This is a genomic window from Streptomyces durocortorensis, assembly GCF_016901035.1.
Taxonomy (GTDB): Bacteria; Actinomycetota; Actinomycetes; order Streptomycetales; family Streptomycetaceae; genus Streptomyces; species Streptomyces durocortorensis.
The window spans coordinates 1-7,071 of record NZ_JAFEUF010000301.1 but is presented as its reverse complement, the minus strand read 5'-3'; the positions used below and the strand labels follow the sequence as shown (position 1 = coordinate 7,071).

Below are 7,071 nucleotides of genomic sequence, written 5' to 3'. Positions count from 1 at the left end.
GGCCGGAGCGGTGGTCGTGGCGGCGGTGGATCTGGCGCTACTGCTGGTCCGGGGCGTTTCCGCCCCCTGAACAGGCCGCCCCCCCCCCCCCCGGGCCGGCCCGGCCCCCCCCCCCCCCCCCCGCGCGTACACGGGACCGCGCGGCCTGCGCGGACCGCACCGCCAGCGGTTTACGGCTCGAACTTGTACCCCAGGCCCCGCACGGTGACGAGGTAGCGCGGGGCGCCCGGGTCGGGCTCGATCTTGGCGCGCAGGCGCTTGACGTGGACGTCGAGGGTCTTGGTGTCGCCGACGTAGTCCGCGCCCCAGACCCGGTCGATGAGCTGCATACGGGTGAGCACACGGCCCGCGTTGCGCAGGAGCATCTCCAGGAGGTCGAACTCCTTGAGCGGGAGGTCGACCTTGCCGCCGGAGACGGTGACGACGTGCCGGTCGACGTCCATCCGGACCGGGCCCGCCTCCAGGGCGGCCGGGGTGACCTCCTCCGGCTCGCCGCGGCGGCGCAGGACGGCCCGGATGCGGGCGACGAGCTCGCGGGAGGAGAAGGGCTTGGTGACGTAGTCGTCGGCTCCTATCTCCAGCCCGACGACCTTGTCGATCTCGCTGTCCTTGGCGGTGACCATGATCACCGGGACGTTGGAGCGGCTGCGGAGCTGGCGGCACACCTCGGTGCCGGGCAGGCCGGGCAGCATCAGGTCGAGGAGGACCAGGTCGGCGCCGTTGCGCTCGAACTCGTCCAGACCGTCGGGGCCGGTCGCCGCGATGGCGACCTCGAAGCCTTCCTTGCGCAGCATGTAGGACAGGGCGTCGCTGAAGGATTCCTCATCCTCGACGACAAGCACTCGGGTCACGGAAGAGCCTCCGGGGCAGGGAAGGGGTCAAAGGTGTCGGTCTCGTACGGCCCCTCGTCGTCGCCGTTGACGATAAGCGGTCCGCCGGTGGTGCGCTCCCTCGTGGCGCCCGTTTCGGGCAGCCGGAGGGTGAAGGTGGAGCCCTGTCCCTCGGAGCTCCAGACGGTGACCTCCCCGCCGTGCGAGGCGGCCACGTGTTTGACGATGGCGAGGCCGAGACCGGTGCCACCGGTGGCCCGTGAGCGGGCCGGGTCGACGCGGTAGAAGCGCTCGAAGACCCGTTCGCGGTCCTTCTCGGAGATGCCGATGCCCTGGTCGGTGACGGCTATCTCGATGAGGTCCCCGCCGGGCGATGCGAGGCGGCGTGCGGCGATGCCGACGCGGGTGCGGGCGGGGCTGTAGTTGACGGCGTTCTCGACGAGGTTGCCGAGGGCGCCGACGAGCTGGCCGCGGTTGCCCCAGACCGTGAGGCCCTCGGCGCCCGCGGAGGCCATGGTGATCTGCTTGGAGCCGGCCTGCTGGCGGCAGCGGTCGATCGCCTCGGCGACCAGCGTCTCCACCTTGACCGGCTCGGCGTCCTCCAGCGGGTCGTCGTTCTGCACCCGGGAGAGGTCGATGAGTTCCTGGACGAGGTTGGTGAGCCGGGTCGCCTCGATCTGCATGCGCCCGGCGAACCGCTCCACGGCCTCCGGGTCGTCGGAGGCGTCCATGACCGCCTCGGAGAGCAGGGAGAGCGCCCCGGTCGGGGTCTTGAGCTCGTGGCTGACATTGGCGACGAAGTCGCGCCGTACCGCTTCTATCCGGCGGGCCTCGGTGAGGTCCTCGACGAGCAGCAGCACCAGCCGCGATCCCAGCGGGGCGACCCGGGCGGAGACGGCGAGGGTGTCCCCCCGGCCCGTGCCGCGCCGGGGCAGGTCCAGCTCGACCTGTCGTATCTCGCCGTCCCGCCGGGTGTCCCGGGCCATGTTGAGCATCGGCTCGACGGCCAGCCGGCCGCCGCGCACCAGGCCGAGGGCGTACGCCGCCGAGCTGGCCTTGACCACGCTGTCGCTCTCGTCGAGGACGACGGCGGAGGAGCTGAGGACGGAGAGGACGGTGTCCACTCCGGGGGGAAGGGCGGCGTTGCTGTCGGGCCGCAGCGAGGTGCGCGTGGGCCGTTTCAGGTCGCGCTCGCTCCAGCGGAACGCCAGCATGGCGATCACACCGGTCAGGAGACCGGCGATCGCTGCAGCTGCGGCGACCGCCGCGTTCACGTCCATGCTTCAAGGTTATGCGGGTGCGACGACACTCTCCCAGCCGTCCGAGTGCCATCTCGAACACTCGTCGCCCAGAGTTCACCGAGGGGTAGGAGCCGGTTCACTTAGGGGGACGGATCCGGACGCGTTACGGCCCCACCGTGTAACCGTGGGGGTCGGTCCGAGACCCCGGCCTCAGTTTGGAACTGGAGAGGGACTTCCATGCGCGACGCTTACCACGAGGAACTCGATTCGATCGGAGAAGGCCTGGTCGAGATGGCCCGGCTGGTCGGCTCGGCGATCGGCCGGGCGACCACGTCCATGCTGGATGCCGATCTGACGCTGGCGGAGAACGTGATCGCCGGCGACCAGAAGGTCGACGACCTCCAGCACGACCTGGAGGCCCGCGCGATCGCGCTCCTGGCCCGCCAGCAGCCGGTGGCGACCGACCTGCGCATCGTGGTGACCTCGCTGCGGATGAGCGCCGACCTGGAGCGCTCGGGCGACCTCGCCCAGCACGTGGCGAAGCTGGCCCGGCTGCGCTTCCCGCAGTCGGCGGTCCCGCACGACCTGCACGCCACGATTCTGGAGATGGGCCAGCTCGCCCAGCGCCTGATGGCCAAGGCGGCCGAGGTGATCATCACCAAGGACGTCGATCTGGCGCTCCAGCTGGAGCAGGACGACGACGAGATGGACCTGCTGCACCGCACGCTGTTCCAGCACCTGATGGACGACCGCTGGAAGCACGGCATCGAGACGGCCGTCGACGTGACGCTGCTGGGCCGCTACTACGAGCGCTTCGCCGACCACGCGGTGTCGGTCGCCAAGCGCGTCGTCTACCTGGTGACGGGCGAGCACGCGGACGAGATCCAGGCGGCGGCCCCGGTCGAGGGCGCGTAGGCGACGGGCCTGGGGCGCCGCCGACGCATCACCGGCGTACGCGAGTCGCACATACGTTCCTGCGCGCGTGCGCCGTTGATGCGCCCGCCGGGATGGGCATGCAATGGGGTGGCGGCGGTGCACCATGCCGACCGCCGCCCAGCCGTACGCCCTGAGGAGGGACCATGGCCGATTCCCCCATGACCGAACCCCAGCAGGAGACCCCGACCGAAGTGGTGCACCTGACCTTGCTCGGCGCCTGCGGATGCGGGTCGGGCTGCGGGTGCGGCTGCCAGTCAGGTGCCCCGTGCCAGTGCGGCGGCTACTCCGGCTGACCCGTACCCGTACAGGTACACGTACGAGAAGCGCGCGGTGCCCGCCCGGACCCCCGTTCCGGATGGGCACCGCGCGCCGTTTTCAGCGGGCCCGCTCGACCGCCGCCGCGGGTGCGGCCGCCGGTTCGGCCTGGTCCGGGCGGGCCTCCGCCGGTACGGGCGCGGGCTCGGGCAGCACGTCCGCTCCGGTCTGCTCCTCGCGCGGCAGGTTGCGCATCAGCAGCCAGTAGCCGAGGCCGGCCACCGTGCCGATCACGGCGCAGGCGGCCCAGAGCCAGGCGGCGCCGTAGTGGTCGATCACGAAACCGGACATCAGCGGTGCAACGAGCGCGGCCACCGACCAGGACATCGTGTACATGCCCTGGTAGCGGCCCCGGCCCTTGGCGGGCGAGAGCTGCACGACGATCCCCGTCTGGGTGGGTGCGTTCACGATCTCGGCCAGCGTCCAGACGCACACGGTGAGGGCGTACGCGGCGACCGACCCGGCGAAGGCGGTCAGTCCGAAGCCGTACCCGGCGAGCAGCGAGGAGATGATCAGCAGCCGGCGCGGGTCGCGGTGCTGGATGAAGCGGGTGACGGGGATCTGGAGGACCACGATCAGCACGCCGTTGACGGCGATGGCGGTACCGAAGTCGGAGCTGGACAGCCCGTCCGTGCCCATCGCCACCGGCAGCCCCACGTACCCCTGCTGGAAGATCAGCGACACCAGGAACGACAGCCCCACCACGCCCATGAAGCGCCCGTCGCGCAGGACGGTGGTCAGCCGTACCTCGTCCTTCGGCCGCTTGCCGCCGACGTTCTTCACCACCGCTTCCTCGGGCCGCGACTCCGGCACCTTCAGGAAGACGAGGACGGCGCAGACGAGCGTCATCAGGGCCTCGCCGATGAAGCCGGCGAGGTAGCTGTACTCGGCGACGAACCCGGCCCCGGCGGAGGAGATCGCGAAGCCGAGGTTGATGGCCCAGTAGTTGAGCGAGAAGGCCCGGACCCGGTCCTTCGGGGGCACGATGTCCGCCATCATCGCCTGGACGGCGGGGCGGGACGCGTTGCTCGCCATGCCGACGAAGAACGCGACGCCGGCGATGGCGAAGGGGTGGACCATGAACCCGAGCACCGCGACCGACACGGCGGTGGAGACCTGGGCGATCAGCATGGTGGGCCGCCGCCCGAGCCGGTCCGTCATCACGCCCGCACCGAGCGAGGAGATGACGCCGCCGAGCCCGTGGAGGGCGGCGACGAGCCCGGCGTACGAGGCGGAGTAGCCCCGGTCCAGGGTCAGGTAGAGGGCCATGAAGGTCGCGACGAACGCGCCGAGGCGGTTGACCAGGGTGCTGGTCCACAGCCACCAGAACTCGCGGGGCATCCCGGAGACGGTCTCACGGGCGGCTGTGCGCAGACCGGCGACGGACATAAGGATTCCCCCCACGGGACGGATGTACGGAACAGAGCCCCGGGTAATACCCCCGGCGACGTTCGAGACATTACGAAGCCCGGCTCCCCGCCCGCCACTGGATTGACGCCCCCCGTCAATCGTCCGCACGCCGGGTGCTTGGGGCCCGGCGCTGTCCGCGTTACGGGCGGGCGCGCGGGGGTCGCACGGGTTCGATTACGCTCGGGCCCATGGCCGACGCACCGTACAAGCTGATCCTCCTCCGCCACGGCGAGAGCGAATGGAACGCGAAGAACCTGTTCACCGGTTGGGTGGACGTCAACCTCACCGAAAAGGGCGAGAAGGAAGCAGTCCGCGGCGGTGAGCTGCTCAAGGACGCCGGTCTGCTCCCCGACGTCCTGCACACCTCGCTCCAGCGCCGCGCGATCCGCACCGCGCAGCTGGCCCTGGAGTCCGCCGACCGCCTGTGGATCCCGGTCCGCCGCTCCTGGCGTCTGAACGAGCGCCACTACGGCGCGCTCCAGGGCAAGGACAAGGCGCAGACGCTTGCCGAGTTCGGCGAGGAGCAGTTCATGCTGTGGCGCCGCTCGTACGACACCCCGCCGCCGCCGCTGGCCCGCGACGACGAGTACAGCCAGTTCGACGACGCGCGCTACGCGGACCTCCCGCCGGAGCTGCGCCCGGACACGGAGTGCCTGAAGGACGTCGTCGTCCGCATGCTCCCGTACTGGTTCGACAGCATCGTCCCGGACCTCCTCACGGGCCGCACGGTCCTGGTCGCCGCGCACGGCAACAGCCTCCGCGGTCTGGTGAAGCACCTGGACGGCATCTCGGACGAGGACATCTCGGGCCTCAACATCCCGACCGGCATCCCGCTCTCCTACGAGCTGGACGCCGACTTCAAGCCGCTGAAGCCGGGCGGCACGTACCTCGACCCGGATGCGGCGAAGGCGGCCATCGAGGCCGTGAAGAACCAGGGCAAGAAGAAGTAGAGAAAGTGATCATGCCCCCCACCTGCGTCTTTAGGGCAGGTGGGGGGCCGTTTCATTTCCGGGGCCGTCTGCGGGCCGTCAGCGCGGGGGCTGGGGCGGCTGGAGCGCCGCACCGAGCGCCTTCCGCGCCCGGTCCCGGCTGCTCGGTAGAAGGTGGGCGTACACCTTCAGCGTGAGGCCCGGGTCCGAGTGCCCCAGGTACTCGCTGACGGCCTTGATGCTCTCCCCCGCGTCCAGCAACACCGACGCATAGAAGTGCCGTAGAGCGTGCATCCCATGTTCACGGGCGGCGGCGTGCTCCCGACTCTTCGCCTTGGGGATGACGCCGACGGCTGCAAGAGCGGGCTTCCAGTGGTCCTCATTCAGCGACGTGCGCCAGACGTGCCCGCCAAGAGGACCCGTGAAGATCAGACGCTTCGTCACGGGCGGTCCGCCGGCGCGCATCCACGGCAGCGTGATCTCAACCGGCGGGAAGCGCTTCATGTGCCGCTTGAGCGCGTCGGCCACGGGGGCGGGCAGGGGCACGTCCCGCAGCTTGCCCCCCTTGGGCGGTGCGAAGACGGGCTGACTCAAGCTCAGCTTGAGCTGCTGGACAACGTGAAGCGTCTCGTTGTCGAAGTCCAGTCCCTCCACGGAGAGGCCGAGAATCTCGCCCTGCCTCAGTCCGCACCCGGCCCCTGCGTCGACCATGGGACGGAAGCGCTCGTTCAGGGCCTCCCGTACAGCGAAAACCCGCTCGGGCAGCCAGGGGACGACCCGTCGGGCCCCCATCTCCGGAAGCGACACCGTGCGCGAATGGCAGGGGTTCCGCGAGAGGTACCCGTCCTCGACAGCCGCGCTCAGGATCGCCCGCACGTTGGAGAAGATGACGCGGGCGTACGAGCCGGACATGCTCGACGCTTCGAGCTGGGTGACGAACTCCCGGATATGGCTCGGCTGGAACGCTCCCAGAGGCCGTGACCCGATGCGCGGGAAGGCGTGCAGCTTGAGCTGGGAGCCGATGGAGGCCCGCGTGTTCGGATCCCCGCTCTGGCTGGCCAACCACTTCTCCCCGAACTCCTGGAACGTCATACGGGCCGCGCGCGGGTCGATGTACTGGCCGCGCGACATGTCGGTTTCGATGCCGGTCAGCCAGTGCTCGGCCTTGCGCTTCTGTCCGTCAGGGAAGGACTTCGACTTCTCCGTTCCGTCGGGGCTGATGTAGCGGGCGCGGTAGCGCATGCCGGTGCCGTGGCGGTCGGTCTTGAGGCGTACGGGCTTGCCGGTGGGGCCGGGCTCGGTCTTGTACCAGCGGTCTTGGATGTGGCCAGCCATGGGGGCTGACTCCTCTCGGTGTGGTGGTGGTCAGGGAGGGAGACAGGGGGTGTCGGGAGCCGTGTTTTCCGGGGG

At 70.3% G+C, this 7,071-nt stretch carries 7 protein-coding genes; 3 read left to right on the top strand and 4 right to left on the bottom strand.

Going from position 1 to position 7,071, the window contains the following annotated elements:
- Window positions 1–170: 170 nt before the first annotated feature.
- Both phoP and phoR read right to left on the bottom strand, forming a co-directional pair.
- Window positions 171–842 (bottom strand): two-component system response regulator PhoP, encoded by a 672-nt coding sequence (gene phoP, locus JS521_RS32060; protein ID WP_007446453.1) that lies wholly within the window; start codon window positions 840–842, stop codon window positions 171–173.
- Between the two features lie 5 nt (window positions 843–847).
- Window positions 848–2,110: a two-component system sensor histidine kinase PhoR gene (phoR, locus tag JS521_RS32055; protein WP_205086420.1), complete on the bottom strand. Its 1,263-nt coding sequence runs from the start codon at window positions 2,108–2,110 to the stop codon at window positions 848–850.
- Between the two features lie 198 nt (window positions 2,111–2,308).
- Here phoR and phoU point away from each other — a divergent pair, with 198 nt between their 5' ends.
- The gene (phoU, locus tag JS521_RS32050) at window positions 2,309–2,986 is read left to right on the top strand and encodes a phosphate signaling complex protein PhoU (RefSeq protein WP_006125649.1); all 678 of its coding nucleotides are present in this window, start codon (window positions 2,309–2,311) and stop codon (window positions 2,984–2,986) included.
- 164 nt (window positions 2,987–3,150) lie between these two features.
- Entirely contained in the window at window positions 3,151–3,300 is a 150-nt protein-coding gene (locus tag JS521_RS32045; protein WP_205086419.1) for a hypothetical protein, read from the top strand.
- Window positions 3,301–3,382: 82 nt separating this feature from the next.
- Here the strand turns inward: JS521_RS32045 and JS521_RS32040 are convergent, their stop codons facing one another.
- Entirely contained in the window at window positions 3,383–4,711 is a 1,329-nt protein-coding gene (locus JS521_RS32040; RefSeq protein WP_205086418.1) for an MDR family MFS transporter, read from the bottom strand.
- A 209-nt stretch (window positions 4,712–4,920) separates the two neighbouring features.
- Here JS521_RS32040 and JS521_RS32035 point away from each other — a divergent pair, with 209 nt between their 5' ends.
- Entirely contained in the window at window positions 4,921–5,682 is a 762-nt protein-coding gene (locus JS521_RS32035) for a phosphoglyceromutase (RefSeq protein WP_030566751.1), read from the top strand.
- A gap of 78 nt (window positions 5,683–5,760) precedes the next feature.
- On the opposite strand, the gene JS521_RS32030 is transcribed toward JS521_RS32035, so the two are convergent.
- Window positions 5,761–6,996, bottom strand: a complete 1,236-nt coding sequence (locus tag JS521_RS32030; RefSeq protein ID WP_205086417.1) for a tyrosine-type recombinase/integrase — start codon at window positions 6,994–6,996, stop codon at window positions 5,761–5,763.
- Window positions 6,997–7,071: the final 75 nt, after the last annotated feature.